This window comes from Psychrobacillus sp. FSL H8-0484 (genome assembly GCF_038005325.1).
Taxonomy (GTDB): Bacteria; Bacillota; Bacilli; order Bacillales_A; family Planococcaceae; genus Psychrobacillus.
Window position 1 is genome coordinate 3,317,271 of record NZ_JBBOSZ010000001.1, and the last position, 25,230, is coordinate 3,342,500.

Below are 25,230 nucleotides of genomic sequence, written 5' to 3' on the forward strand. Positions count from 1 at the left end.
ATTTCTTTTTTTATATTTTATTATTAAACCTATAAACTATTTTTTAGAAAACAGGAGGTGTACACTTTGTTCTACCCCCCATTTGGGTTAGGGACAAAGTAATTATTTGGACATAGCCATACGGTTGACAGCATTTGCTGTCTTAATCGCACTCACTGCATTTTTTGTTGCTAGTGAATTTGCAATTGTAAAAGTAAGAACGACAAGAATTGATCAGCTGATAGCTGAAGGAAACAAAAAGGCATTAAATGCCAAAAAACTCGTTTCCAATTTGGATGAATATCTTTCTGCCTGTCAGCTCGGTATTACCATCACTGCTTTAGGATTAGGGTGGCTTGGTGAGCCGACAGTAGAAGCACTGTTACATCCAGCATTCGAGTATTTTGAGCTTCCTGAGAGTGTTTCCTCTATACTTTCGTTTATCATTGCATTTTCTCTTGTAACTTATATCCATGTAGTGGTAGGAGAATTAACACCAAAAACATTTGCAATTCAACAAGCAGAGGCTATCACATTAGCAGTTGCAAAACCGCTCATCATTTTTGATAAGCTTATGTATCCAGTTATTAAAGGGATGAATGGATCTGCACGCTTTCTAGCAGTTCGTGTGTTTGGATTGAAGTCCGTTTCCGAATCTGAAGTAGCCCACTCGGAAGAAGAACTTCGGATGATTCTTTCTGAAAGCTATAAAGGCGGAGAGATAAATCAAGCAGAATACAAATATGTAAATAAAATTTTCGAATTTGACGATCGCATTGCAAAAGAGATCATGGTTCCTCGAACTGAAATTATTTCGATTGACAAAGATCTCACACTTAATGAGGTATTTGAGTTAATAGGAGTAGAACAATATACAAGATATCCTGTAACAGATGGTGACAAAGACCACATTATAGGCCTTGTTAACATGAAAAACCTATTAACAGCTTATATTAAGGATCCTGCCAATGCATCTACTCGTGTTATTGACTATATGCAGTCAATTATTCGAGTAATTGAAAATATGCCTATTGCTGATTTATTACTTAAAATCCAACGTGAACGTATTCATATGGCCATCTTAATGGACGAATACGGCGGTACTTCTGGTCTTGTAACAATTGAAGATATTATCGAAGAAATCGTCGGTGATATTCGTGATGAGTTCGACACAGATGAGCTTCCAGAAGTTCAAAAAGTCGCGGAAAATCATTATATTGTGGATGCAAAAATGTTAATTGGAAATGTAAATGACCTACTAGGAATCGATATCGATGAAGAAGATATTGATACAATCGGTGGTTGGTTTATGACAAAGAGCTATGATGCTGTAAAAGGCGAAAAATTAGTGGAACAAGGCTTTGATTTCATGGTAAAAGAGATTGATGGTCATCACATTCAATACTTAGAAATCATTAAATCTGCTCCTGTTGACACTGAACTAGAAGATAAAGTAGAAGTACAATATTAGAATATAAGCACATGGAAACACGGGGAATCTCTATTATAGAGACTCCCCGTGTTTTTTATTGTCCACTAGACTCCGTCAATCCATGTTTGACTGCATAAAGTGCAGCTTGTGTTCGATCTTGGACGTGGAGCTTTGTAAAAATATTAGATATATGTGTTTTCACTGTTTTTTCTGTTACGAACAAAGAGGAAGCTATTTCACGATTACTTTTCCCTTTTGTTAGTTCTGACAATACATCTTGTTCTCTAGGTGTTAACGGATGTTCTTCATGTGGACTTAATTCGATTGGTTCATTTTCTTTAGCTAACTGAGTTGTTGCTTCAGGATGTAACGTATTTTCTCCTCTCATTAGCTTTCGAATAGAATCTGCTAAATCATCCGGTTCAATATCTTTTAATTGATACCCTGCTGCACCTGCCCTTAAAGCTGGTATGACATGGTCTCTATCGGAGAAGCTTGTTAGCATTAAAATTTGAATTTGTGGATATTTTGTTTTAATTCGCTTCGTTGCTTGTATACCATCCATTTCAGGCATAACAAGATCCATGAGGACAACGTCTGGCTTTAAACTCTCTGTCATTTCTATAGCTTCTTTTCCATTCGTTGCTTCACCTACGATGTCCATATCCTTTTGTGTCATTAAAAAGAATCTTAGCCCTCTTCTCACTACATGATGATCATCTGCAATTAATACTCGTATCATATTTATCCCCCTTTCTAATAAGGTAAGCGTACTAGTATTTCCGTCCCTTTATTCCATTCTGTTACCCAGTCAATGGTTCCTCCCACTGAATTTGCTCGATCTCTCATACTCTGCAAGCCTATAGACGGAAGAATTTTTAATTCATTCATATGAAATCCACAGCCCTCATCTTTTACAACTAAGAGAACGTCTGTCGGGGTCACTGTTAAATACAACTCTGCATTTAATACACCTGAGTGCTTTCGAATATTATTTAATGCTTCCTGAGCTATACGAAATAAGGTCTCTTCCATATTAGCTGGTAAGTTTATAACGCCCTTTACTTTAATAGTTAATGTTAGTCCTAATATCTCGCCATAGCCCTTCAAGCCTTCAATTATACCCGCTTCCAACCCTTTTGGTCGAAGCTGCCATATAAGTGCGCGCATTTCGGTCAAAGCTTCTTGCGTTAAATATTGTATTTCTTTAAAGGTATTTTTGACTTCCTGCTGATCAGTCATTTCAATACCACCTCTTGCCGTTAAAGTAACTGAGAATAACAGCTGATTAACAGAATCATGCAAGTCCCGAGCAAGACGATTTCTTTCTTGTACAAGTGCAACCTCCCGCTCCTGATTTGTCAAAAGAATGCGCTTAATCGCAGATCCAATTTGGAATGCAACGGACTCTAACAACGCAAGTTCTCCTTCTGAAAAACGAATCGTATTAGGAGTAGCTACATTTAAAAGACCAAAACGTTCCTGCCCAGACTGTAATGGAACCGTAGCGTGATGGGTAATGCCTTCATTGTTTTCATTTTTCATCTTTTGGGTATTTTCAATTCGTTTACATTCGATGATATTCGATGCTTTTTTTAAATCACCATTTCGAAATCTTGAAACACACCAGCATCCACCTTTTTGCAAATGTCGGCAATCATTTTGCTGTAGTGAATTAGGCAAATTTTCATGTGTGATAAGTTCTTGCTTTCCTTTTTCATTAATAAAAAATATCCAGCCTGTTTCGAAAATAGTGCCTTCTAATAACTTGCGAAGTGCACCTTGCAGCATCTGCTCCATTTCTGTTTCTTCATTTAAAAATTCGGCTATTTCTTTTAATAGTTCTATATTCGAGAGTTCGTTTGACTGCATGTAAACTCCTCCATGTATAATCATCCTCTTGTAACATTTTATCATTTAATGCTACGAGACTGTAAAAACAAGACATCATACTTTTGACCGAAAAAAACGAGAAAAGCTTTTACCGCTCCTCTCGTTTTTAAACTACTATTCTTCTAAGTACTTATTCATTTTAGCAGTGAAGGCTTCTTTCAACGATTCTAGCTTTTCCATACTTTCTGCTTCTGAGCCACTTGTTACCCCAAAATAATATTTTATCTTTGGCTCCGTTCCACTTGGTCTCACACAAACCCATGAACCTTCTGCGAGAAAATATTTTAAAACATTTGATTGTGGCAATAAAATTTGTTCTGCATCTCTACCATCTGTAAATGTTCGTAAAGAAGTTAAGTAATCCTCTTGCGATTGAACAGGTATTCCTGCAACCTCTGTTAACTGATTGGCACGAACTCGTTCTAGTAAGTTGTTAATCGCCTTCGCACCACTTACTCCTTTTTTCGTTACAGATACTAGTCCTTCTAAATAGTAGCCATGTCTGTCATATAGGGTACGTAAGGTGTCCACTAATGTCATGTCACGTTCTTTATAGTACGCAGCAGCTTCCACGATAGCTAGCACACTTTGGATAGCGTCTTTGTCGCGCGCAAAGCTTTTTACTAAATAACCGTAGCTTTCTTCATATCCAAACAAGAATTGGTATTCTTGGGTTTCTTCATATTGCTTAATCTTTTCCCCGATAAATTTAAAGCCAGTTAATACATTTTCTGAACTTGCACCATAATACTCTGCAATAACTCGTCCAAAATCAGATGTTACAATTGTTTTAAAGACTCGCCCATTTGCAGGCATATTGCCCTTTTCTTTTCGTTGAGTCAATAAATAATCAATTAGAATTGCACCGGTTTGATTGCCAGTTAAAAGCTGATAGCCCTTGTCCGTTTTTACTGCTACTCCTACACGATCGCCGTCTGGATCCACTGCAACTAGAATATCGGCATTCTGTTTTTCTCCATATTGAATCGCATACTCAAAAGCACTTTGTTCCTCAGGGTTTGGTGATTTTAAGGTAGGAAACTCGCCATTTGGTTCCATTTGTTCAGCTACATAAAAAATATGCTTGTAGCCCACTTCACTTAAAATTCGCTTTACTGTTTTACCAGATGCTCCGTGAAGAGGAGTAAATACTACTTTTAAATCAGTAGTTAAAGCTAAATCAGGATTTTCCTGCACCGTTTTCAATGCTTCTATATAAGCTTGATCCATTTCTTCCTCTAAACGAATGATTAAATTCTCGTCTATAGCCGTTTGTTTTATTTGAAGAGCATCTCCAGCATTCTGTACATGCTGAATAACAGAATCGGCATCTTCAAGGTTAAGCTGTGCTCCATCTTCTCCGTATACCTTATAACCATTGTATTCAGGAGGATTATGACTTGCCGTAATAACAATCCCCATAAATGCGTGTAGCTCACGTACCGAATAGGAAAGCTGAGGTGTCGTTCTCGGTTCACTATACACATAAGCCTTAATGCCGTTAGAAGCTAATGTATTTGCTGCTTCTTGTGCGAATTGAGGAGAATACCTACGACTATCATAAGCAATTACTACTCCCCGACTCATCGCATCCACGCCTGCAGATATTATGTAGGAAGCTAATCCCGATGTAGCTTTACGAACCGTATATGTATTCATACGATTCGTTCCTGCTCCAATCTCTCCGCGCATTCCACCAGTACCAAATTCTAAATCTCGGTAAAATGCATCCTCTGTTCGTTTTTCATCTTTCGCTAATAGCTGCAGATCTTCTTTCCAAACACTTTCCAATTCAGAAGAACTATTCCATTGTTCGAATAATTGTTTATACGACATTAGCGATTCTCCCATTCATTCTTTTTTATACTCAATACTGTATACATCATGGCGACGATCTTTTAAATGCTTAACCGTTCCATCTTGTCGTTGACGTCTTAAGATTTCTAAATCAACGTCTCCTATTAAGACCATTTCTACATTCGGTTCTGTTTCTCCTACAATTCCATCTCGTGCGAATTCAAAATCAGAAGGTGCAAAAATAGCTGACTGAGCATATTGAATATCCATATTTTCCGTCTGTGGTAGATTTCCTACTGTACCTGAGATGACGGTATAAATCTGATTTTCAATGGCACGAGCTTGTGCGCAGTATCTAACCCGTAAGTAACCTTGTCGATCCTCTGTACAAAACGGAGAGAAAATTATGTTCGCTCCCATATCTGTCGCAATTCGCGCAAGTTCTGGAAATTCGATATCGTAGCAAATTTGAATCGCAATTTTACCACAGTCAGTATCAAATACTTGGACCGTATCCCCTGCACTAATACCCCACCATTTACGTTCATTCGGTGTAATATGAATTTTATATTGCTTATCAATTGCTCCATCACGGTGGAATAAGTATGCGATATTATAAATTTCTTCATTCTCTTCTTCCACAAAGTGGGAACCAGCAATAATATTGATATTATATCGAACCGCTAAATCTGCAAATAATTCCATATACTGTGGAGTGTATTCGGTTAATTTGCGAACAGCTTGACTTGGTGAGCGTTCATCTAAGAAAGACATGAGTTGAGTCGTGAAAATTTCTGGAAAAACAACGAAATCTGATTGTGCGTCTGAAGCTACATCTACAAAGTATTCACATTGGTGTGCAAACTCTTCAAACGAGTTAATTTTACGCATCATATATTGAACTGCGCAAATTCGTACAGGATAGCTTGTTTTAAAATGGCGTTTTGATAATGGAATATAGTCTACATTATTCCACTCCATTAACGTTGCATATTTAGCTGAAGCCATATCATCTGGTAAATAGTTCGGATTAATACGCATTAATGTGAACCCATTCATCAGTTGGAAGGTTAACACAGGGTCGTATATTTTATGTCGAGAAACAGCCGTCACATATTCTCTTGGTGACATTTCTTCCGTATGCTTATGATAGTTTGGAATTCGCCCACCGATAATAATGGATTTCAAATTGAACTGCCTTGCAATGTCCTTTCTTCCTTCATACAAACGTTGCCCGACTTTCATTCTTCTATAATCAGGGTGAACCATTACTTCGATGCCGTACAAGTTGTACCCATCTGGATTATGATTTGTAATATAACCCGAATCTGTCACATCAGACCATGAATGTCGATCATCGTATTCATCGAAGTTAATCACAAGACTGGAACAAGATCCAATTACCTTTCCGTCTAACTCTGCTACCAATTGTCCTTCAGGAAATATAGTTAAATGGCTGCGCAAATGTGCAACTTCCCAAGGATCCATACCTGGAAAACAAAGACGCTGAATTTCTAATATAGGTGCTATATCTGAAAAAGAAGTTTGTCTTATAATCATTTTTTTTTCAAACTGAGATGAATTGAATTCTTCTGACATGTTAACCGCTCCTCTTCTTTTCACTTAACTTCATTATATATCTCTTTTGTCCGCAGTTAAAATGTTTTACATGCCTATAAAGAACACTTATAATTTGACTTGAGTTCAAAGTATTTAAAAGGAGTAGACTATGACAAAAAAAGTTGAAAATATTATGTTATTTATGTGGTCAGTAGCCTTTACCGCAACTCTAGGATCCTTATATTTTTCAGAAGTTCGACAGTACGAGCCTTGTGAATTATGCTGGTATCAACGGATTCTTATGTACCCACTTGTGTTAATATTAGGTGTGGCATATGTACAAAAAAATGCGAAAATAGCAGTTACTACCCTTACTTTTTCTATAATTGGTCTTTGCATTTCTACCTATCATTATAGCATTCAAAAGTTGGATTTTATGCAAGAGGCTGCACCGACTTGCGGAAGAGTTCCTTGTACAGGTGAGTACATAAATGTTTTAGGCTTTATTACGATTCCATTTTTAGCCCTTACAGCATTTTTACTAATTGCCATTAGCAGTGTAATCATTTTAAAAAGTATTAAGGAGGAAAAATAACATGAAGAAATTAGCCATATTTGGTGGAATTATTATTGCCGTCTTCGTATTAATTTTTGTACTAAATAGCCAAAAAAACAAAAACGTATTAGCAGATAACCCATACGACACAGACAATTTAAAACAATCTACTATTGACTTAATTGATGATCCGAACTATCAAAACATTATCCTACCAGATGATTTAAAAGCTAAGATTAGTAGTGGTGAACCAGTTACTGCGTATTTCTTTAGTCCAGAATGTGTACACTGTAAAGAAATGACACCTAGATTAACTCCACTTGCAAATGAAAATAAGGTAGATATTGTAAAATATAATGTACTGGAATATGAACAAGGATGGAATGATTATCGAATAGAAGCTACTCCAACATTGGTTCATTTTGAAGGCGGAAAAGAAGTAGCAAGAGTAACAGGCGCTGTACCTAATGGGCAAATTCAAGCATTTTTTGATCAAGTTGTTTTGAAATAATCAGAGAGGTCGTGTCGAATAGACATGGCCTTTTTTGAAGGAGAATGAAAGATGCAACATACATTAACTTACACAGTCCCAGAAGATGGACTAACGATTGACGCAATTCTACAACAAAAATGGAAGCTTGGGAAAAAGCTGATCCATGATTTACGCATGCAAAAAGCAGTAACAGACACAAACGGAGAATTATTACAATGGAAATTACCCCACCAAAAAGGGGAAGTATTAGTTTTTAAATGGGAAGGCGAATCATCTAATTATCTTACTTCCGATCAAATTCCTTTATATGTTGCCTATGAAGATGAGTACTTATTGATTGCTTCCAAGCCTCGAGGTGTTGCAACACACCCGAATGACACTGGGCAAAATCATACATTTATGAATACTGTGATGAACTATTTAAAGAGCAAGGGGCAAAATTACGGAGAGCATGTACACCGAATTGATGAAGGTACAAAAGGCTTAGTAGTCATTGCAAAAAATCCAATCGTCAAAGGTATGCTAGATCGTATGCTTGAAAATAAAGAAATTGTTCGCACGTATGAAGTAATTGTTGAAGGTCAAGTGAAAAACCAGCATGGCACCATTCGAGCAGCCATTGGAAATGATCGCCATCATCCGACGAGAAAACGCGTTTCTCCGTCCGGTCAACTTGCTATTACGCATTATGAAGTAGTCGGTAAACATGACCAATTTACAAAGATACACGCAATATTAGAAACTGGACGTACGCATCAAATTCGTGTGCACTTTGCTCATTTAGGTCACCCAATTGTGGGTGATGACTTATATGGAGCAAAAAGAACACCTACCAAAACATATGAGTTGCATGCATTCAAGGTTCAATTTATTCATCCAATCACCGGCGAAAAAATTGTTGTGGAGGATAAAAGATAGAAACGTGAGAAAGTGCTAATCTCTCCTTTTAAAGAGTGATATCATCCTAAGAGAAGTTCTAGGAGCACCTTATTTTCACTCGTTTTCGGGATGGTTTTGACACATTTTCAACGTAGAATAATTAGAGTCGGGGGAAGTAACTGAAGTCATTTCCCCCGACTCTTTTTTCGGTTGTTGGTTTGTAATAAAGATTGATTAAAATACAGCTACAAATGCTGATTCTAATAGAAAATTATAGCCCTTATGTTGAACAAAGAGTGATCAAAAAGGGGCTATTTTTCATACCTGTATAGGGCTTTTTATAATAAAGATTGATTATTTCGGAAAGCGAATATTCAACTAAAGCACGCGTTAGCTTAATAAGGAAAAAGTCTTTACTCCCTTCTTGAAGTAAAGCACCACGTTAGCTTAATAAGCTCATCTTTACAAACGTAACTTTTAAAGATTGATATTCTCTGGAAGTTATCTCCAGAATTCCCCCTACTCCAAACGGAACGTGCTAGTTTCCAAGCATTCCGCCTTACATCTAGCGATGGTATTATTAATTATAAGTTTCAAGTCACTCTAGAACAAATAAATTTGAATTGTGGGTGGAGTTTGAAGGACGGTTAGTAGGTCAAGCGAGGTTAAAAGTTAGTGAAATTGATAATCGAGCACGTTATGCTGTTGGTCTTTCTATTCCTGTAAATCTAACCAATACCTCTACTAGTTAGCAACTCATAACCGAATAATACTCATATAAATGCACACCTTATGCTTGTATATAAAACAAAGAGAAGGTGGCAAAAAGATGTTGTTTGGTCCAAGTAATATATCTTCAGGTTTTAGCTTGTTTTCAATAAGTCATTTTGCGATATTAACACTATTTGTTCTAATTATAGTCGTGATTTTCCTTTACCGGTATAAATTGAATGATGACAAATGGAGAAAAGCTGAAATAGGAGTAGCCATTTCTTTGATTTTATCCGAAATGACATATCACTTTTGGATGTACTATAATGAACTTTGGAAAGTCGAGCGATCCATGCCATTAGAGTTGTGCAATATTGGACTCATACTTTGTGTAATATTATTGCTGACAAGAAAAAAAATATTCTTTGAAATATTATTTTATATAGCCATATTTGGTGCTACACAAGCTATATTTACTCCTGCATTAACTTACAATTTTCCGCACTTTCGATTTTTTCATTTTTTCTATACCCATATGGTGGTTGTATGGGTGATCCTATACTTCATGTGGGCGAAGGGATATTATCCGACTTTCAAATCAGTAATAAAACTACTTGTCTTTATCAATCTGCTTTTACCTGTAATCTTGTATGTGAACCAACGGAATAACGGGAACTATTGGTATTTACGTCACAAACCCGATAGCCCAAGTCTTTTTGATTTGTTGGGTCCCTATCCTTGGTACATTTTTACGTTGGAAGGTTTATTGCTATTATTTAGCTTTTTTGCATGGCTAATCTTAAGACGAAAGAGCATGTCAGCGATTGATTGAGATTATTAACTTACCTCTTTATTCTCCGATCCCACCAATGGAAGATAGACATACCTATAAAAAGGATTCCCTAACGAATTAGTAGGAAGTCTTTTTTGTTTCCACTTTCTTGAACTAACCCACCCTGTAATTGTTTAAAGCAATTGCTTTTTTTCAATTTTGACATAAGTAAAGAAAAGGATTTTCATTCTCTGGTTCAACTAAACTGCTGCTTTACTTGAAGAAGAAAACGAGTTGCCTAAGCAACTCAATCATCTTTCACTAAAGCACTCGTTAGTTTGATAAGAAAAGGGACGCTCTTTTGGTAATTGCTCGTTTAGGGCCCGATAACTATTAATTACCCATAATTTATTTGATTTTCTCCGCCAACTCTAAAATAATTCCCTCTGGCCCACTGCAGTAGCATAACTTATAACTTTCTTCATAGTGTAGTATCTCACTAAAGATTTTCGTACCTTGCTTTTTCAACTTGGCAACAACAGCTTCAATATCTTCAACAGCAAATGCAATATGCCGGATACCCAGGGTATTTGCAAAAGGTTGCTGAATTTCTCTTTCATCTGACGGATTATAAAATTTGATTAGCTCTATCCATACCTGACCGTCTTGCGTCCCCAATCCTACACATGCTACTTTAACGTCATTAAGCCCAAATACCTGATTTATCAACTCTCCTTCCATTTCCCATTCCCCCTGCACCTCAAGGCCAAAATCGAGAAAAAAATCTTTAGCGGCAGAGAGATCATTTACGATTACACCCACATGATCTATTCTATGGATCTTCAAATCTCATACCTCCTATGTTCCTGTTATTTTGCAATATCCTGTATTCTTGATAAGTTTGTTTGTAATTCTAATTCGATAAAAACAGAAAATATCCTTGTTCAATAAACTGGCCCGATTGTTGAACACAAGTTAAACAACACTGTTCAACTAACCTGCTGCGTTAGTTCAATAAGAAAAAAGCTTCACTCCTTCTTGAAGTAAAGCACTCGTTAGCTTAATAAGAACTACCCTACCATTGCACATTATGTTCAAAGTGTACATTAAGCATGTTGCATCGTAATGTAATATATCGTAAAGTGTAATTAACAAATATTAGGTGGTGTGAAATGGATAATATTTATTCTTTTATCGCATTCGGGTTTGCTATAGCTGCATTTGCCTCGTCTGTTACCCATGAATCTAAAATAAAGAAATTACAGAAAAGATTAGATGAATTAGAAAAATAATAATTACTCAGCCTCACATTAAAGTGTAAGGCTTTTTTTAATTTGTCATATGCAATATAAAAGAGAAAAAAATTCCACTTCTCTTATTGAACTAACCTGCTTCGCTAGTTCAATACGAAAAAATGCTTTACCCCTTCTTGAAGTAAAGCACCGCGTTAGTTGAAAATCAAACTTTATCAATGCCATTTCCAGTAACAATGAAATGTGGACCGTTTTCTTTTCGATTAAAGAATCTCCAGTGTTCACTCTGTTCATCGTCTTCTGAACTATCTGGAAATGCTTCTAACTTATAACCATCAGATAAAAAGACCTTTAATCCACCAACCTCATCAGAATCAATATTTACTACTGTTAATTGTCCATTGTCTTTCATAAAAGTTTTAATGCGTTCATCAAATCTATTGTTACCTAGTGTATCCCATTCGAAATCCTCATTTTTGTCATCCCATTCCGAGCTAGGAGAATAGAAATCCCTTGAAGCAACAACAATTTTGTTATCCAACGAAATTCTCCACGAACATTGAATATGTAAAGCGTATTCTGCCGTTTCTTCGGTTCTGCCTCTTCTGTTTATTTGAATTATATCCCCGAACCCTAACCAAAAGAGGTTAGATGCCCTTCCTGCATACTGTAATTTTAAACCCACTAATTTTCCAACTTGAGATTTAATTTCTTCTCTCATATTCGTCTCCCTTAATACAGAATTTCAAATTATTTATTCTAAATTTATCACTTTTTGTTCTTCAACTAAACTGCTACGTTAGTTTAAGTACATTTCTTCACAATCTTTAAAGTGATGTTAACATAAATATTCATTAAAAATCATCTCACCTCTATAAGTTTCTTTTAGAGGTGAGATGATTTTAATAAAACTTTATTACAAATTATCAATCTTTATTATAAATAATTAGACTCTTTTACAAAGCTACATCGGTCATATCGTGACCGTAGCCCTCTTGCAACATGGAACAAGTTGCTTTAGGTTTGGATAATGAGAGAATACATTCTATCCTACATGTACAATAGGCTCCCGAAGATACAATTTCGGGAGCTAGGTTGCTGCTCTATAAAGTAGATGCTCTCTATTTTTCTGTCATAGTCTTTCTAGTTTACTCGAGTTTAACTCGTTTTAGATTAGACTCTGTTAAATTAGGCTATTGTTTTTAGAAGCATAAATTTTGTGACGAAAACCCGCGAGACTCCTGCGGAAAAACGGGCTACCAAGACCCCGCAGGCGCAGCCGAGGAGGCTTGGAAGTTAGTCCGCGGAAAGCGAGTGGATTTTCGTCATAGCAATAATATCCTTTAACAGGGCCTTTGATTAAAATGTAAAGTTATCTGGGTCTGATCCACTACGTTCATTTAAATTTAGTGCATCAATATTTTTCATATCTTCAAACGATAGTTCAAAGTCGAATACATTTATATTATCTGCTATTCTAGCTGGGGTAATAGATTTTGGAATGACAATTAAATCATGCTGTAAGTGCCAACGAATGATTGTTTGCGCTGTTGATTTACCGTATTTTCCACTAATTCGTTGTAACGTGGGTTCTTCTAATAACCCACCTCTTGCAAGTGGTGACCATGAAGTAATTGCGATTCCTTTTTCTGCACAATATTCTCGTAGGTCAAATTGGGTTAATCGAGGATGACATTCGATTTGATTGACCATTGGTTGTATATTTGCTTTTGCGGCAATCGCTTCTAAATGATGTTGGTGGTGATTAGATACGCCCGTAGCACGGATTAGTTTTTCATCGTATAACCGCTCAATCGCACGATATGTATCTAAGAAAGTTTCTTTTACAGCCCAATGTGTTAAATATAAGTCTATGTATTCTAGACCTAATAATTGTAGTGATTTTTCAAATGCTTTTAAAGTTTGGTCATACCCTTGATCCGTATTCCATACCTTTGTCGTAATGAAAATGTCTTCACGGGATACAGATGAATTACGTAACGCCTCTCCCACTTCTTTTTCATTTGCATAAATAGAAGCAGTGTCAATATGGCGATAACCTGTATCAAGTGCTGTAGCAATTGCTTGCATCGCAATTTCTGGGTCTGTCATCTTATACACACCTAAACCAATACGCGGCATTTCTACCCCATTTACCAATTGTTTTGTTGAATCCTTATGTAATTTCATCAAAATCATCCTTTCTTTTTATTGAAAAACGACTGATATAAATCAGTCGTTTCAGCTTGACGACAAAATTATTTTTATAAATGGTTAATAATAATAATTAATATTCCTAAAGAGGTTACTTTATCTAATTAAAAGTAAAGATAGTGGATATCTAAAAGGAATTGTTTATAAGGCAAGGACTACCACGAAGACTTCTGTGGGAACAGCTTGAGCAGAAGACTCCGCAGGAACGCAGTGACGAGGAGGCTGAAGCCAAGCCCACGGAAAGCGAAGTGGTGGTCCTTGCCGAAATTATCTGAATCAGTCGTTTTTTCTCTGTTTCATCGAAGAAGTTTCGTCAGATTGTGCTGGATCTGATACGCGATTATCTTGCTCCAGTTCATTATCATCTCTTAGCTTCTCCATCTGTTTGCCTAGAAGCCTCACTTCTTCCATATTTGTTGCCATAGAACCGTTTTCTGGACCATTTTTCAAATTACTCATTTAAAAAATCACTCCTTTTCTATATCCTAGTAGAATCATCCCTTTGTTGCAACTGTGAGCGTATAATTTTAGAAGTAATTTCAATTTCGTAATATTTCTTTTTCAAACAAAGTAGGGTATACTTAGTTCAGAATATATTATAGGAGGCACTCCATATGAAATTACTTCTTATTCTGGGCGTTTGTATTTCTTTCCTTGTTTCAATTTTCACTGCAGGATATGACGACAAACCAGGTGCAACATCTAAAAAATGATTAATATAAAAACGGACGAGTCTTTTATGACATCGTCCGTTTTTTTTAATGTAGATTTGGATAATTTTGTTGGCGCAGCGCTTCATATACAAGAATTGCTGCTGTATTAGAAAGATTTAAAGATCTAATATTATCATTCATTGGAATTCTAAGAGCTCTATTTGGATGTGCATCAATAAATTCACGTGGAAGTCCTTTCGTTTCACGTCCAAAAATAAAGAAATGTTCTTTCTTTACGTCGCTAAAATCAAAAGTAGTATGTGGCTTTGCACCAAACTTAGTTATTAAATAAAATTCTCCCTCAGGATGTGCAGCAAAAAACTCTTCTAGTCCATCGTAATACGTAATATCTACATGTTCCCAATAATCTAAGCCTGCTCGCTTTAACATTTTATCGTCCGTTGAAAAACCAAGTGGGCGAATCAAATGTAGTTTTGCCCCTGTGCCAGCACATGTTCTAGCTATATTTCCTGTATTTGCTGGTATTTCTGGTTGATATAAAACAATATTAATACTCAACTATTCCACTTCCTACTTCTCTAATGTATAGTATTGAAGCCCTTTTCGGATTTCCTCGAGAACTTCTACCACTTCTTCTGTTTGCTCTGCTTTTCTTAATGCATGTAGGCCTTCTTCCGTATTTATTTTACCGATGGCCCATGCAGCTGTCCCACGAATAACTGGACGTGGGTCATTCTCCATAAGTTCAATTAATACTGGAACTGCAGACGCTTCTTTAAAATGAGCTAATGCAATAATGGCATTTCGTTGGATTGGATTCTTCCCTCGCCACGCTCCGGACATATGCCCATAAGTTTCTTTAAAGGACCTATTTGTCATTTTTAATAAAGGCATCAGCAATGGTTTTACAAGCTCGGGTTCTGGTGTAAATGCTTCCCGATGTAAATTTGCCATTCCTTTATTTTTCGGACAAATTGTTTGACACGTATCACAGCCGTATATACGGTTCCCTATTTTTGCGCGAAACTCATCTGGAACAATCGTTTTCGTTTGCGTAATAAAAGCGATGCAACGCTGCGCATTTAATTGGCCACCTTCTATTAAGGCGCCAGTCGGACAAATATCTAAACAAAGCCTACATTCTCCACATTGGTCCTCCATTTGCTCGGAAGGAGCAAATGGGATTGAGGTAATCATTTCACCTAAATAAACATAAGAACCAAATTCAGGCGTAATAATGGCACAGTTTTTTGCACTCCAGCCAATACCAGCTCGTTCTGCCACAGCTCGGTCCGATAGCTCGCCAGTATCCACCATGGAACGTAGCTTTGCATCTGGCATATGCGTTAATATATAGAGCTCTAAAAGTGCAAGCTTTTTCCTTAAAACTGTATGATAATCCATCCCCCAGGAAGCACGCGCGAAAATGCCACGTCTCGCTCCCTTCACACTTTGTGGAGCATCTTTCATTTTAGAGGGATACGCAATTGCAATGGATATAATACTTTTAGCTTCAGCAAGCAAAAGCTCTGGATGGGACCTTTTTTCAATGTCTGGTTCTTCAAAGCCAGAAGCAAAGCCTAGCTCCTGTTGCCGAATTAATCTATTTTTTAATTCTTGAAATGGAGAAGCAGAAGTAAATCCAATCTTATCAATTCCAATCGAAGCAGCGTAATCTATGAGGTTTTTTTGAAACTGATTGATATTCACGAATGTTCTCCTTTCTTATGCTACAATATAGAAAATATGTGCAAGGATGGTCGTTATGATTGTAAAACTAGATGATTCTTTATTGCAAATCGAACCTACTCTTAAAATAGGCATTATTCATTATACCAAAATAGTCGTTACGTCTTCTCCTCAAATGCTTAAAGGTCGGCTCCAATTATTTCAGGAGCAGCTTTTCTTTGAGTTGGAGGAAAAAGCCGTAACCGAATTTACAGGAATTAAAGAATGGCGAGCATTATGGAAAAAGTTTGGCGCTGACCCAAATCGCTATCGTCCTTCAGTAGAAGCACTGTATCGACGAATTGCAAAACAAAATTATATCACACCAATGCATTCTGCTGTAGATTTAAATAACTTTTTCTCCTTGAGATATGAGATACCAATGGGTATTTATGATTGGAAGAAAATTCAAGGGAATGTCACTCTAGCGCTAGGCGACGAAGAAAAAAATTATAAAGGATTAAATGGCCGTGATAATAGCTTGAACCATATACTAACCCTTTCCGATGAAACAGCCCCATTTGGTAGCCCCTTCGTAGATTCTGTTCGAACTGCTGTAACAGAAGAAACAACGGATGCGTTACAAATCGTTTTCCTACTTCCTTCGATGACAATAGAAGAAAGCCAGAAAATACTAGAATCTATGGGTGCTATGTTTACACAAATTCACGGTGGAGACGCTACTTCTACTTTACTAATTAAAGATCAAAACGAATGGAGAATTTAAGCTTTATTCTATTAGTGTATCATCCGATTTTCTACTATGAAAAACGCTCCTCTCGATTTTTCGAGGGAGCGTTTTTAATTGATTAGTTTTCAAATATTAATGTTTGTTCCCCATCTATTATAAGTGTCCAGATGCCTTTTTCCTGGAAGGTGATGAGACCGTTGTAATGGAAGATTGTTTGACCCGTCGCTGCATCATTCATCGCATAAGGGTCAATTTGGAAGATGCTCTCATGCACCTTCTTATCTCCATTTGCACTAACTAGCTGCACCTCTATACTTTGCTTCTCACCAATGGTACTTTCTATAGTTAAATTAGCTGCTTCTCCTACAGGAAGCTCCTTAGGAGATTCTAAAAGAATGTAATGCTCTGTCTGAGGTAAGGGTGGCAGAACGTCAATAATAAATGCTTCGAATAATTCTTCGTCCACATAAAAAGAGAGCTGCCACTTCCCCTCCCTCGTAAAAGCAGGAAAGCTTGTAAGGATATGAGCGTCCTCACTATATAACCCATCGCCTAAGATACCATTAGACAATTGAATCGTTTCTCCAAAATTATTTTTAGCCTCTACTCTATATTCCTTACCTACCAACAAATCAGGGGTTCCCCAAAAGTAAAGCATGAGCTTTGCTCCCCGTCGCGTGTCCCCCGCTACAAACTGTTTAGGACCTAATATACCGATCCTTCCCTCCACACCTATTACCTCTTGGTCGCGATCAGGTAAAGGAAAAGAAGTGGCTAATAGGGCGTCTAATGTAACCTTGTTTGTAGATAAATCATATATTGTTCCCTTGTATTCCAGAGCGAACTCGATATCTTCGATTGCATTTAATAATTTTTGCAGTTCTTCTTCCGAGTAGTTTGCATACAGAGATTCAAAAGCGACCGTATAATAGTATCCATCCTCATATTTAGGTGAATTGTAGCTCACAGAATTAGCTAGACCCACTTCATCTTTAAAAAAAAGAGACGGATTAGCATGAGCTCGAAACTCAAAAGAATTCCATACATCTATTGGTATGAGCTTCGTGGATTTTAAAAATACATCAATTCTTATTCCTTTCAAAGTTTCATCCGATACATCCGATTCAAGCACTATACTTTTTAAACCTGCCATTTGTAGCTCAAAACTTTCTATATATTTTGGATCCTCTTTCTCTATTAAGCCTAACCCTGTCTCTTCTTTCTGGGTAACCTCCACCACATTCAAGGGACTAGCCAAATAAGCCACTATTATAATACAAACGAGTGCAGCAAAAACACTAAGTGGCTTTAGAAGCTTAAAGCGATTCGTTTTCGGAGTAAGGCGAAGACTTTGAATAACTTTTCTTTTATCATGTGAGCTAAGAGAATGCTTCGGAAGCTTTCTAAGTTGGTCCTCTAAATCTTTATATTCCCTTTTCATACACATACCCCTCCTCTTCTAAAATTTGCTTTAGTTTTTTTAAAGAACGATAATAGAGTACATTTATGTGGTTTTCATTCGTCCCCATTATTTCGCCCGCTTGCTTAGAGGTCATCTCCAAGATTCCCCTTAAAATAATTACTTCCCTTTGTTTAGACGGAAGCTCCGCAATAGCATCGTATAATTCCTTGTTCATTTCTCCTAGAAGAATATTTCTTTCTAAGGTAGAAGTATGGCTCTCTTCTTCCCGAAAGAAATATTTTATCCGATTCCAGATTTTATCTTTTCTTGAGCGATCTATCACTATATTTTTAGCAATTGTTATTAACCATGTTTTGGGGTGGGCACTTTCCCTGTAAGTAGATATTTTCTTCAGAGCACGTAAAAAAGTTTCTTGAACTAAATCTTGGACGTCCATGGAACTTGTATAGTAAATAAGATAACTAGTTACATCCTTTTCATATAACTCAAACCATTCCTCTATCAGTTGCCTTTCCAAGTGATCCCCCCTATCTACTTATTAGACGATTCTATTTATTTAATCTTACAAGATTTTGGAAAATAAAAAAATCAGCCATTGAATGAACAATGACTGATTTCCATAGTTGTATTTAATTAGTATGCTCTACCGAACCATACAGTATGTTTTGCTTCTTTTCCACAGTTGATACAAGTTGATTTTTCAGATGGTGGATTAAATGGAATGTTACGAGTAGTGAATTTTGTTTCTTCCTTCACATGCTCTTCACAAGCATCATCTCCACACCAACCTGCTAAAATCCATCCAGGAATTTCGCCTTTTTCTGTTGAGTCCGCTAGATGTTGTTTTAATTGCTCCATTGAATCTACATGTGTGTGTGAATTTTGATCACGGAATACACGTGCTTTTTCTAATAAGCGTGTTTGCATCGTTTTCAGCTCTTCTTCAAGACGCTCTACGATAGTTGCAAGATCTACAGATTCTTTCTCAGTCAGATCACGTGCTTTCATTAGTACTTGATTGTTTTCTAAATCACGAGGCCCTAATTCAACACGTACCGGAACACCTTTAAGTTCCCACTCATTAAATTTAAAACCAGGAGATTGATCTGAATCATCAAGACGTACACGAATACCTTTTGCTTTTAAAGCTGCAAATATCTCATCTAATTTTTCCATAATAGCCGGATTTTTCTTCCATGGTCCAACTGGGATCAATACAACTTGTGTTGGTGCAACACGTGGTGGTAATACAAGCCCTTGCTCGTCACCATGCACCATAATAACAGAACCGATTAACCGTGTAGAAGTTCCCCATGATGTTGTATGCACATGTTGATGTTTGTTTTCTTTATTTAAATATTTGATATCAAACGCTTCTGCAAATTTTGTACCTAAGTAATGTGATGTTCCAGCTTGAACAGCTTTTCCATCCTTCATCATCGCTTCAATTGAATAAGTATCTACAGCCCCAGCAAAGCGCTCAGAAGGTGTTTTCTGACCATCGTATACTGGAATAGCTAAAAGCTCTTCTACAACCTCTTTGTAGATATTTAACATTTGCATTGTTTCTTTTCGTGCATCTTCTTCATCTACATGCGCAGTATGCCCTTCTTGCCATAAAAATTCAGAAGTACGAATGAAAGGAAGAGTTTTCTTTTCCCAACGGAATACATTTGCCCATTGGTTAATTAAAACTGGTAGATCACGATAGCTTTTAATCCAGTCAGAATATAAATGACCAATCATTGTTTCAGATGTTGGACGTAATGCTAAACGCTCTTCTAGTTTTTCACCAGCAGCTTCTGTTACCCAAGGAAGCTCAGGAGCGAATCCTTCGATATGATCCTTTTCTTTTTGGAAGAAAGACTCTGGAATAAGCATTGGGAAGTAAGCATTACGGTGCCCAGTTTCTTTAAAGCGTCTGTTCATCTCTGCTTGAATATGCTCCCAAATTTCAAAGCCATCTGGTTTAAACGCGATACACCCACGAACTGGAGTGTAATCCATTAAATCCGCTTTCTGAATCGTATCGATATACCATTTTGTAAAATCATTTTGCTGTTGATTTGTCATTTAAATTCCTCCTAAAATAATAAAAAGCACAAAGTCATCCTCGTAAAAGGACGTCCTTGTGCTGAATAGACGTGGTACCACCTTAGTTTAGCTTGAGTTTACTTTCAAGCCCTCTAAACGTTTGGTAACGAAAACGAATCGGTTATGTTTGCATAACATCTCCGTGATAGGTTTCAACAAGAAGTGGTGATATAGCTCTCAGCATACACTATATTTTCTGTTTCACAATTCTTATCTACTTGGTCACTTCGCAGATTGTATTATTAATAATATACCAAATAACCTACTTTAATACAATCTGGATTAAGGTATACCTTTTATTTTTCTATTATATAAGGGTAGGTAGTGGAAATTGCGATGTACGATGCCCGACTTGCGATTCATGGACTGCACATAGGGTTGTAATTTTCTGTTCCGACAAAAGGTATCAGAGAGAATTAGTTGTTAACCCTAAACTCTATTGCGATTAAAGAGCCATTAAGTTCGAAAAAATAGTAAGTGATACCAATTTAATTTATAATTATAAATGATATAATTTTAAGATTTCAAAAATAACGATTAATCATGAAAGGTGGAGAACTATGAAACTAGGTGCGTTTTCGGTAAGTTTAAATGTCCAAGATATTAATGCCTCAAAATCATTTTATGAAAAACTTGGATTTCAATCCCTTGGAGGTGATATTTCTCAAAATTGGCTTATCATGAAGAATGGAGATACCATAATTGGTTTATTCCAAGGAATGTTTGAGAAAAATATTCTAACCTTTAATCCCGGATGGAATAGCAATGCCGAAAATCTAGAATCTTTTACTGACATTCGCGAACTCCAAAAACAGCTTAAACAAAAAGGAATAAAAATGCTGACCGAAGCAGATGAAACCACCGAAGGACCTGCACATTTTACAATAGAAGATCCAGATGGTAATCAGATTCTCCTAGATCAACATAGATGAATGAAGAGAATATCTTCTAGATATTAAAAAATTTATTATATCCAAAAGGGGGCCTGTCTCATCTGAGAAGTAACAGGCCTCCTTTTGATTTCAAGAATATTTTCAGATCTTTGAGAGACTAACAATTGGGGGTAAATAAACTAGGCTTTGAAGTAATTACTTACCACCCAATGGGACGAAATTCAAGCTGGCTAGTGGCTACCCCAGTAGGAGTAGAAACTCAATAACCTCTTCTTTTCCTACTTCTTCAGCAAGTTGCTTTAATGATTTTATCCTACCAGGCGGATTTTGTACTTGCTTACAGAATCTTAAAATTTATCTCTGAATTCTTTCGCTTTTTCCTTATGTGCCTGATTAGCCTTTGCACTACCAAATTCTGTTGAAAACTCGGAGTCCTGTTTACTAGAATTAAATCCCTTTTTGTTCTTTTGCTGTGGATCGTTTTTCTTTGTTCTTTTTGCCATAAAAATATCCCTCCTTCTCGTATTTTATTATGAGGAGAGAAAACAATAATATTCATGTGCTAAAACAACATATGTTTCTCAGAAATCATTGAACAATTAGGCAAAAATAATAGATTTTTAAAGAAACAACAATAACCTTATTGCAATACTGGAACAAAATTTCCAAATTCATAAATTAAAATATCAAAAAGACATGCGCCATAGAGTGGAGAAACCTTATAATAATCAATATGTTTATCCTACTCTAGAAGTAGAATGTAAAGAAAGCAATGATGCTTTAAATAATATTCGTTTGCTTGGAATGCTTTTAGACCATAAGTTTTCAAGTTCAGTCGCTCTCAAATTGTACTATTTTAAAAACACAATATAACTCACAATTTATTGTTTTTGATTGTCTATAAAAAAATAAGACGGGTTAGGAAACCCGTCTTATTTTTTACGATTATAGAATTTTATAAACTTTGTGTATAACGTTGATACCGGTGGCCGGGGTCGAACCGGCACATCCAGAGGATACGGGATTTTGAGTCCCGCGCGTCTGCCAATTCCGCCACACCGGCAAAAATACTAGGCAGTTATTTAAAAATTGGAGGCGGCAACCGGATTTGAACCGGTGATAAAGGTGTTGCAGACCTGTGCCTTACCACTTGGCTATGCCGCCATATAAATTGGAGCGGAAGACGAGGTTCGAACTCGCGACCCCCACCTTGGCAAGGTGGTGTTCTACCACTGAACTACTTCCGCAAATAAACTGGGGTACCTGGATTCGAACCAGGGCATGACGGAATCAAAATCCGTTGCCTTACCGCTTGGCTATACCCCAATGGGGCGACTGATGGGAATTGAACCCACGAATGCCGGAATCACAATCCGGTGCGTTAACCACTTCGCCACAACCGCCACAAATAAAAAAAGAGTTAACAAATTAGGAATATGGGGCGACTGATGGGAATTGAACCCACGAATGCCGGAATCACAATCCGGTGCGTTAACCACTTCGCCACAACCGCCATTATTCAAGTTAACTTTATAGTTGGCAGGGGCAGTAGGAATCGAACCCACATCAAAGGTTTTGGAGACCTCTATTCTACCGTTAAACTATGCCCCTAAAATAAAAACTGGTGGAGGGGGACGGATTCGAACCGCCGAACCCTAAGGAGCGGATTTACAGTCCGCCGCGTTTAGCCACTTCGCTACCCCTCCACTAAACAGTGGTGCCGAAAAGAGGACTTGAACCCCCAACCTACTGATTACAAGTCAGTTGCTCTACCAATTGAGCTATTTCGGCGTATATATGGTGGCTCAGGACGGAATCGAACCGCCGACACAAGGATTTTCAGTCCTTTGCTCTACCGACTGAGCTACTGAGCCACATATGTATTTTTTAAAAAATGGCGGTCCCGACCGGGATCGAACCGGCGATCTCCTGCGTGACAGGCAGGCATGTTAACCGCTACACCACGGGACCATTTGGTTGCGGGGACAGGATTTGAACCTGTGACCTTCGGGTTATGAGCCCGACGAGCTACCGAACTGCTCCACCCCGCGATAATAATATAATGAACTGTTTAAAATAATGGTGGAGGATGACGGGCTCGAACCGCCGACCCTCTGCTTGTAAGGCAGATGCTCTCCCAGCTGAGCTAATCCTCCAAAATGCTGGTTTTATTCTTTTGAAAAATAAATGGTGACCCCTACGGGATTCGAACCCGTGTTACCGCCGTGAAAGGGCGGTGTCTTAACCGCTTGACCAAGGGGCCATTATGTAGTAATGAAAGTTATCTGGCGGAGAGCAAGGGATTTGAACCCTTGAGACAGTGTTACCCGCCTACACGATTTCCAATCGTGCTCCTTCGGCCACTCGGACAGCTCTCCAAAAATGGCTCCGAAGGTAGGACTCGAACCTACGACCAATCGATTAACAGTCGATTGCTCTACCACTGAGCTACTTCGGAATGTTATTATGCCCAGCGACGTCCTACTCTTGCAGGGGGAAACCCCCAACTACCATCGGCGATGAAGAGCTTAACTTCCGTGTTCGGTATGGGAACGGGTGTGACCTCTTCTCCATCATCACTAGACATATTAATTTGAAAGACAAGATTTATTATATCATAACTATAACTTTATTGCAATAGTTTTTTTAAAAAAATCTTTTTTATTCTTTCAAAACTGGATAAAAGACATTGAATTCTTCAAATTCTATTTTGGTTAAGTCCTCGATCGATTAGTATTCGTCAGCTGCACGTGTCGCCACGCTTCCACCCCGAACCTATCTACCTCATCGTCTTTGAGGGATCTTACTTACTTGCGTAATGGGAAATCTCATCTTGAGGGGGGCTTCGTGCTTAGATGCTTTCAGCACTTATCCCGTCCACACATAGCTACCCAGCGATGCTCTTGGCAGAACAACTGGTACACCAGCGGTGTGTCCATCCCGGTCCTCTCGTACTAAGGACAGCTCCTCTCAAATTTCCTACGCCCACGACGGATAGGGACCGAACTGTCTCACGACGTTCTGAACCCAGCTCGCGTACCGCTTTAATGGGCGAACAGCCCAACCCTTGGGACCGACTACAGCCCCAGGATGCGATGAGCCGACATCGAGGTGCCAAACCTCCCCGTCGATGTGGACTCTTGGGGGAGATAAGCCTGTTATCCCCGGGGTAGCTTTTATCCGTTGAGCGATGGCCCTTCCATGCGGAACCACCGGATCACTAAGCCCGTCTTTCGACCCTGCTCGACTTGTAGGTCTCGCAGTCAAGCTCCCTTCTGCCTTTACACTCTTCGAATGATTTCCAACCATTCTGAGGGAACCTTTGGGCGCCTCCGTTACACTTTAGGAGGCGACCGCCCCAGTCAAACTACCCGCCTGACACTGTCTCCTACCCGGGTTACGGGTATGGGTTAGAATTTCAATACAACCAGGGCAGTATCCCACCGACGCCTCCTCCGAAGCTGGCGCTCCGGGCTCTAAGGCTCCTGCCTATCCTGTACAAGTTGCACCAAAATTCAATATCAAGCTATAGTAAAGCTCCACGGGGTCTTTCCGTCCTGTCGCGGGTAACCTGCATCTTCACAGGTACTATAATTTCACCGAGTCTCTCGTTGAGACAGTGCCCAGATCGTTACGCCTTTCGTGCGGGTCGGAACTTACCCGACAAGGAATTTCGCTACCTTAGGACCGTTATAGTTACGGCCGCCGTTTACTGGGGCTTCAATTCGCACCTTCGCTTGCGCTAAGCACTCCTCTTAACCTTCCAGCACCGGGCAGGCGTCAGCCCCTATACTTCACCTTACGGTTTTGCAGAGACCTGTGTTTTTGCTAAACAGTCGCCTGGGCCTATTCACTGCGGCTCTTCTAGGCTATTCACCCAAAAGAGCACCCCTTCTCCCGAAGTTACGGGGTCATTTTGCCGAGTTCCTTAACGAGAGTTCTCTCGCTCACCTTAGGATTCTCTCCTCGACTACCTGTGTCGGTTTGCGGTACGGGCACCTATCACCTCGCTAGAGGCTTTTCTTGGCAGTGTGAAATCAGGAACTTCGGACTAAGTCCTCGCCATCACAGCTCAATGTTATAGAATGCGGATTTTCCTACATTCACACCTTACTGCTTGGACGTGCATAACCAACAGCACGCTTACCCTATCCTTCTGCGTCCCCCCATTACTCAAACGGTGGTTTG

At 38.2% G+C, this 25,230-nt stretch carries 21 protein-coding genes, 16 tRNA genes, 2 rRNA genes and 1 other annotated feature (1 of these 40 cut by a window edge); of the genes, 7 read left to right on the forward strand and 32 right to left on the reverse strand.

Going from position 1 to position 25,230, the window contains the following annotated elements; genetic code table 11:
• Positions 1–106: 106 nt before the first annotated feature.
• Entirely contained in the window at positions 107–1,450 is a 1,344-nt protein-coding gene (locus MHH81_RS16260; protein ID WP_340923143.1) for a hemolysin family protein, read from the forward strand.
• A gap of 55 nt (positions 1,451–1,505) precedes the next feature.
• Here the strand turns inward: MHH81_RS16260 and MHH81_RS16265 are convergent, their stop codons facing one another.
• The 4 genes from MHH81_RS16265 to MHH81_RS16280 form a co-directional block, all read right to left on the reverse strand.
• A complete protein-coding gene (locus tag MHH81_RS16265) occupies positions 1,506–2,153 on the reverse strand; it encodes a response regulator transcription factor (protein ID WP_340923146.1) in 648 nt (215 codons plus the stop codon).
• A gap of 14 nt (positions 2,154–2,167) precedes the next feature.
• Positions 2,168–3,283, reverse strand: a complete 1,116-nt coding sequence (locus tag MHH81_RS16270) for a GAF domain-containing sensor histidine kinase (RefSeq protein ID WP_340923148.1) — start codon at positions 3,281–3,283, stop codon at positions 2,168–2,170.
• Between the two features lie 135 nt (positions 3,284–3,418).
• Positions 3,419–5,140: a phospho-sugar mutase gene (locus MHH81_RS16275; RefSeq protein ID WP_340923151.1), complete on the reverse strand. Its 1,722-nt coding sequence runs from the start codon at positions 5,138–5,140 to the stop codon at positions 3,419–3,421.
• 15 nt (positions 5,141–5,155) lie between these two features.
• Positions 5,156–6,700 carry a GNAT family N-acetyltransferase gene (locus MHH81_RS16280; RefSeq protein ID WP_340923153.1) on the reverse strand — a complete coding sequence of 515 codons (1,545 nt, stop codon included), beginning with the start codon at positions 6,698–6,700 and terminating at the stop codon, positions 5,156–5,158.
• Between the two features lie 130 nt (positions 6,701–6,830).
• Here MHH81_RS16280 and MHH81_RS16285 point away from each other — a divergent pair, with 130 nt between their 5' ends.
• The 4 genes from MHH81_RS16285 (at position 6,831) to MHH81_RS16300 (ending at position 10,132) form a co-directional block, all read left to right on the forward strand.
• Entirely contained in the window at positions 6,831–7,256 is a 426-nt protein-coding gene (locus tag MHH81_RS16285) for a disulfide oxidoreductase (RefSeq protein WP_340923158.1), read from the forward strand.
• Position 7,257: 1 nt separating this feature from the next.
• Positions 7,258–7,728 (forward strand): thioredoxin family protein, encoded by a 471-nt coding sequence (locus MHH81_RS16290; RefSeq protein WP_340923160.1) that lies wholly within the window; start codon positions 7,258–7,260, stop codon positions 7,726–7,728.
• Positions 7,729–7,779: 51 nt separating this feature from the next.
• Positions 7,780–8,628: an RluA family pseudouridine synthase gene (locus MHH81_RS16295; protein WP_340923162.1), complete on the forward strand. Its 849-nt coding sequence runs from the start codon at positions 7,780–7,782 to the stop codon at positions 8,626–8,628.
• Between the two features lie 790 nt (positions 8,629–9,418).
• On the forward strand, positions 9,419–10,132 hold the full coding sequence (locus MHH81_RS16300) for a YwaF family protein (protein WP_340923165.1): 714 nt from the start codon (positions 9,419–9,421) through the stop codon (positions 10,130–10,132).
• A gap of 348 nt (positions 10,133–10,480) precedes the next feature.
• On the opposite strand, the gene MHH81_RS16305 is transcribed toward MHH81_RS16300, so the two are convergent.
• The 6 genes from MHH81_RS16305 to queG all read right to left on the reverse strand — a co-directional run bounded on the left by MHH81_RS16305 (position 10,481) and on the right by queG (position 15,923).
• Positions 10,481–10,918, reverse strand: a complete 438-nt coding sequence (locus MHH81_RS16305; protein WP_340923168.1) for a VOC family protein — start codon at positions 10,916–10,918, stop codon at positions 10,481–10,483.
• Positions 10,919–11,530: 612 nt separating this feature from the next.
• Entirely contained in the window at positions 11,531–12,046 is a 516-nt protein-coding gene (locus tag MHH81_RS16310; RefSeq protein ID WP_340923171.1) for a hypothetical protein, read from the reverse strand.
• 638 nt (positions 12,047–12,684) lie between these two features.
• Entirely contained in the window at positions 12,685–13,515 is an 831-nt protein-coding gene (locus MHH81_RS16315; RefSeq protein ID WP_340923173.1) for an aldo/keto reductase, read from the reverse strand.
• A 300-nt stretch (positions 13,516–13,815) separates the two neighbouring features.
• Complete coding sequence (locus MHH81_RS16320) at positions 13,816–13,998, reverse strand: multidrug ABC transporter ATPase (protein WP_340923176.1); 183 nt, start codon at positions 13,996–13,998, stop codon at positions 13,816–13,818.
• Between the two features lie 299 nt (positions 13,999–14,297).
• The gene (gene trmL / locus MHH81_RS16325; protein WP_340923178.1) at positions 14,298–14,771 is read right to left on the reverse strand and encodes a tRNA (uridine(34)/cytosine(34)/5-carboxymethylaminomethyluridine(34)-2'-O)-methyltransferase TrmL; all 474 of its coding nucleotides are present in this window, start codon (positions 14,769–14,771) and stop codon (positions 14,298–14,300) included.
• A 12-nt stretch (positions 14,772–14,783) separates the two neighbouring features.
• Positions 14,784–15,923: a tRNA epoxyqueuosine(34) reductase QueG gene (gene queG, locus MHH81_RS16330; protein ID WP_340923181.1), complete on the reverse strand. Its 1,140-nt coding sequence runs from the start codon at positions 15,921–15,923 to the stop codon at positions 14,784–14,786.
• A 55-nt stretch (positions 15,924–15,978) separates the two neighbouring features.
• On the opposite strand from queG, the gene MHH81_RS16335 reads away from it, so the two are divergent.
• Positions 15,979–16,668 (forward strand): B3/B4 domain-containing protein, encoded by a 690-nt coding sequence (locus tag MHH81_RS16335; RefSeq protein ID WP_340923184.1) that lies wholly within the window; start codon positions 15,979–15,981, stop codon positions 16,666–16,668.
• A gap of 82 nt (positions 16,669–16,750) precedes the next feature.
• Here the strand turns inward: MHH81_RS16335 and MHH81_RS16340 are convergent, their stop codons facing one another.
• From MHH81_RS16340 to proS, 3 genes are all read right to left on the reverse strand, one after another.
• Positions 16,751–18,073 carry a hypothetical protein gene (locus MHH81_RS16340; protein ID WP_340923188.1) on the reverse strand — a complete coding sequence of 441 codons (1,323 nt, stop codon included), beginning with the start codon at positions 18,071–18,073 and terminating at the stop codon, positions 16,751–16,753.
• Positions 18,057–18,572, reverse strand: coding sequence for an RNA polymerase sigma factor (locus MHH81_RS16345; protein ID WP_340923190.1), 516 nt, complete (start codon positions 18,570–18,572; stop codon positions 18,057–18,059). Before MHH81_RS16345 ends, MHH81_RS16340 begins: the two co-directional genes overlap by 17 nt.
• 116 nt (positions 18,573–18,688) lie before the next feature.
• A complete protein-coding gene (gene proS / locus MHH81_RS16350) occupies positions 18,689–20,128 on the reverse strand; it encodes a proline--tRNA ligase (protein WP_340923192.1) in 1,440 nt (479 codons plus the stop codon).
• 43 nt (positions 20,129–20,171) lie between these two features.
• Positions 20,172–20,389, reverse strand: a binding site (T-box leader).
• Positions 20,390–20,709: 320 nt separating this feature from the next.
• Here proS and MHH81_RS16355 point away from each other — a divergent pair.
• Entirely contained in the window at positions 20,710–21,081 is a 372-nt protein-coding gene (locus MHH81_RS16355; protein WP_340923194.1) for a VOC family protein, read from the forward strand.
• Positions 21,082–21,389: 308 nt separating this feature from the next.
• Here the strand turns inward: MHH81_RS16355 and MHH81_RS16360 are convergent, their stop codons facing one another.
• The 19 genes from MHH81_RS16360 to MHH81_RS16450 all read right to left on the reverse strand — a co-directional run.
• On the reverse strand, positions 21,390–21,545 hold the full coding sequence (locus tag MHH81_RS16360) for a hypothetical protein (RefSeq protein WP_340923196.1): 156 nt from the start codon (positions 21,543–21,545) through the stop codon (positions 21,390–21,392).
• A 477-nt stretch (positions 21,546–22,022) separates the two neighbouring features.
• A tRNA-Leu gene (locus MHH81_RS16365) sits at positions 22,023–22,105 on the reverse strand.
• A 27-nt stretch (positions 22,106–22,132) separates the two neighbouring features.
• Positions 22,133–22,206, reverse strand: a tRNA-Cys gene (locus MHH81_RS16370).
• Between the two features lie 8 nt (positions 22,207–22,214).
• A tRNA-Gly gene (locus MHH81_RS16375) sits at positions 22,215–22,289 on the reverse strand.
• A 7-nt stretch (positions 22,290–22,296) separates the two neighbouring features.
• Positions 22,297–22,368: transfer RNA gene (locus MHH81_RS16380), tRNA-Gln, on the reverse strand.
• Position 22,369: 1 nt separating this feature from the next.
• Positions 22,370–22,445, reverse strand: a tRNA-His gene (locus MHH81_RS16385).
• A gap of 34 nt (positions 22,446–22,479) precedes the next feature.
• Positions 22,480–22,555 (reverse strand) — tRNA-His (locus tag MHH81_RS16390).
• A gap of 24 nt (positions 22,556–22,579) precedes the next feature.
• Positions 22,580–22,653: transfer RNA gene (locus tag MHH81_RS16395), tRNA-Trp, on the reverse strand.
• Between the two features lie 11 nt (positions 22,654–22,664).
• Positions 22,665–22,748, reverse strand: a tRNA-Tyr gene (locus MHH81_RS16400).
• A gap of 9 nt (positions 22,749–22,757) precedes the next feature.
• A tRNA-Thr gene (locus MHH81_RS16405) sits at positions 22,758–22,833 on the reverse strand.
• 7 nt (positions 22,834–22,840) lie between these two features.
• Positions 22,841–22,916 (reverse strand) — tRNA-Phe (locus MHH81_RS16410).
• Between the two features lie 21 nt (positions 22,917–22,937).
• A tRNA-Asp gene (locus tag MHH81_RS16415) sits at positions 22,938–23,013 on the reverse strand.
• A gap of 3 nt (positions 23,014–23,016) precedes the next feature.
• Positions 23,017–23,093 (reverse strand) — tRNA-Met (locus MHH81_RS16420).
• Positions 23,094–23,122: 29 nt separating this feature from the next.
• A tRNA-Val gene (locus tag MHH81_RS16425) sits at positions 23,123–23,198 on the reverse strand.
• 32 nt (positions 23,199–23,230) lie between these two features.
• A tRNA-Glu gene (locus MHH81_RS16430) sits at positions 23,231–23,305 on the reverse strand.
• Between the two features lie 23 nt (positions 23,306–23,328).
• A tRNA-Ser gene (locus MHH81_RS16435) sits at positions 23,329–23,420 on the reverse strand.
• A gap of 5 nt (positions 23,421–23,425) precedes the next feature.
• Positions 23,426–23,500, reverse strand: a tRNA-Asn gene (locus tag MHH81_RS16440).
• A 10-nt stretch (positions 23,501–23,510) separates the two neighbouring features.
• Positions 23,511–23,626: ribosomal RNA gene (gene rrf / locus MHH81_RS16445) — 5S ribosomal RNA — on the reverse strand.
• Positions 23,627–23,752: 126 nt separating this feature from the next.
• Positions 23,753–25,230, reverse strand: a 23S ribosomal RNA gene (locus MHH81_RS16450); it runs 1,451 nt beyond the window's last position.

Excerpts from the sequence above, each read along its gene's own strand:
- MHH81_RS16265 (WP_340923146.1), bottom strand. The coding sequence starts at position 2,153 with ATGATACGAGTATTAATTGCAGATGATCATCATGTAGTGAGAAGAGGG.
- MHH81_RS16270 (WP_340923148.1), bottom strand. The coding sequence starts at position 3,283 with ATGCAGTCAAACGAACTCTCGAATATAGAACTATTAAAAGAAATAGCC.
- MHH81_RS16275 (WP_340923151.1), bottom strand. The coding sequence starts at position 5,140 with ATGTCGTATAAACAATTATTCGAACAATGGAATAGTTCTTCTGAATTG.
- MHH81_RS16280 (WP_340923153.1), bottom strand. The coding sequence starts at position 6,700 with ATGTCAGAAGAATTCAATTCATCTCAGTTTGAAAAAAAAATGATTATA.
- MHH81_RS16285 (WP_340923158.1), top strand. The coding sequence starts at position 6,831 with ATGACAAAAAAAGTTGAAAATATTATGTTATTTATGTGGTCAGTAGCC.
- MHH81_RS16290 (WP_340923160.1), top strand. The coding sequence starts at position 7,258 with ATGAAGAAATTAGCCATATTTGGTGGAATTATTATTGCCGTCTTCGTA.
- MHH81_RS16295 (WP_340923162.1), top strand. The coding sequence starts at position 7,780 with ATGCAACATACATTAACTTACACAGTCCCAGAAGATGGACTAACGATT.
- MHH81_RS16300 (WP_340923165.1), top strand. The coding sequence starts at position 9,419 with ATGTTGTTTGGTCCAAGTAATATATCTTCAGGTTTTAGCTTGTTTTCA.
- MHH81_RS16310 (WP_340923171.1), bottom strand. The coding sequence starts at position 12,046 with ATGAGAGAAGAAATTAAATCTCAAGTTGGAAAATTAGTGGGTTTAAAA.
- MHH81_RS16315 (WP_340923173.1), bottom strand. The coding sequence starts at position 13,515 with ATGAAATTACATAAGGATTCAACAAAACAATTGGTAAATGGGGTAGAA.
- MHH81_RS16320 (WP_340923176.1), bottom strand. The coding sequence starts at position 13,998 with ATGAGTAATTTGAAAAATGGTCCAGAAAACGGTTCTATGGCAACAAAT.
- MHH81_RS16335 (WP_340923184.1), top strand. The coding sequence starts at position 15,979 with ATGATTGTAAAACTAGATGATTCTTTATTGCAAATCGAACCTACTCTT.
- MHH81_RS16340 (WP_340923188.1), bottom strand. The coding sequence starts at position 18,073 with ATGAAAAGGGAATATAAAGATTTAGAGGACCAACTTAGAAAGCTTCCG.
- proS (WP_340923192.1), bottom strand. The coding sequence starts at position 20,128 with ATGACAAATCAACAGCAAAATGATTTTACAAAATGGTATATCGATACG.
- MHH81_RS16355 (WP_340923194.1), top strand. The coding sequence starts at position 20,710 with ATGAAACTAGGTGCGTTTTCGGTAAGTTTAAATGTCCAAGATATTAAT.
- MHH81_RS16360 (WP_340923196.1), bottom strand. The coding sequence starts at position 21,545 with ATGGCAAAAAGAACAAAGAAAAACGATCCACAGCAAAAGAACAAAAAG.